This window comes from Duganella aceris, assembly GCF_011090165.1.
GTDB classification, from domain to species: Bacteria; Pseudomonadota; Gammaproteobacteria; order Burkholderiales; family Burkholderiaceae_D; genus Rugamonas; species Rugamonas aceris.
The window spans coordinates 1-1,260 of sequence record NZ_JAADJT010000039.1; the positions used below are offsets into that span (position 1 = coordinate 1).

At 58.6% G+C, this 1,260-nt stretch carries 1 protein-coding gene; it reads right to left on the reverse strand.

The window, feature by feature from the left end; all coding sequences use genetic code 11:
- Positions 1 to 33: 33 nt before the first annotated feature.
- A protein-coding gene (locus GW587_RS30945; RefSeq protein WP_371875671.1) for an IS3 family transposase occupies positions 34 to 1,199 on the reverse strand; the annotation gives its coding sequence in 2 pieces (ribosomal slippage) (positions 34 to 923 and positions 923 to 1,199; 1,167 coding nt in all).
- Between the last annotated feature and the right edge of the window lie 61 nt (positions 1,200 to 1,260).

Below are 1,260 nucleotides of genomic sequence, written 5' to 3' on the forward strand. Positions count from 1 at the left end.
TGAGGTGTACTGTCAATAATGGACACGTCCGTTTCAAGCAGCCAGCGCTTTTTTTCTGAAATTCTCAGCGAACGACGCCGGCGATACATAGCCAAGGCGCGAATGGCGCCGCTGGCGGTTGTAGAAGATTTCGATGTACTCCTTGATGGACGCTTCCGCGTTGGCCCTTGTGGCGTACCTCTGATGATGAATCATTTCGTTCTTCAAGCTGCCCCAGAAGCTCTCCATCGGCGCGTTGTCGTAGCAGTTCCCCTTGCGCGACATGGATGCCCGCATGCCGAATTGCGCGACCAGCTTTCGATAGTCGTCGGCGCAGTATTGGCTGCCTCGGTCAGAATGCAGAATCAGCCCTGGCGGCGGCCGCTTTCCGCGAACAGCCCGCCACAACGCCTGCGCCGTCAACTCCTGCGTCATTCTTGCGCCGAGCGCGTAGCCCACCATCTCGCAAGTGAAGACGTCCTTGATGCCCGCTAGGTAGAGCCATCCTTCGTCGGTGGCGACGTAAGTGATATCGCTGACCCAGGCTTCATTTGGTCGCGTCGGTGCGAAGGTCTGCTCCAACAGGTTCGGTGCCACTGGAAAGCTATGGTTCGAATTCGTCGTAGCCTTGAACTTGCGCTTTTGCTTGCAACGCAGGCCAAGTTCCCGTCGCAACCGAACGATCCGGTCACGACCAGCGTTGAATCCTTGCGCGACCAATTCCGGCTGCAGGCGCAATGGTCCGTAGGTTTCACGAGTCTGGACGTGGGCAGCCTTGATGGCGACCTTCAATCGTTCATCGTCTTGCGCGCGCTGCGATGGCGGGCGCTCGAACGCCGCATAAAAGCCGCTGCGCGACACATCGAAGACGCGGCACAACAAGCCAAGCGGGTATTCGAGTCGCACCGACTTCATGAACGCGTACCGGGCAGCGACTCCCTCGCAAAGTACGCGGTGGCCTTTTTTAGCACATCCTTCTCCATCCGCTCGACTGCCAGTTCCTTGCGAAGCTTGGCTACTTCGGCTTCCAGCTCGGCGACGCTGCGGCTACCTGGTGGCGCCTTGGGATCCGTCCCGCGCTTGGCGGCACTCACCCAGTTGGCCAGTGTTCCTTGGGGCATCGAGATCCGCTGGGCGGCTTCTTCCAGCGTCAGTCCCTGCGCCAGCACCAGTTTGACCGCCTCGGCCCGGAACTCCGGCGTGTATGTTGTTGATTTCATGTTTTCACTCCCTTTGACAAGTTTATCAAATGGAAGTGTCCGTAAGTCTCAGGCTACCTCA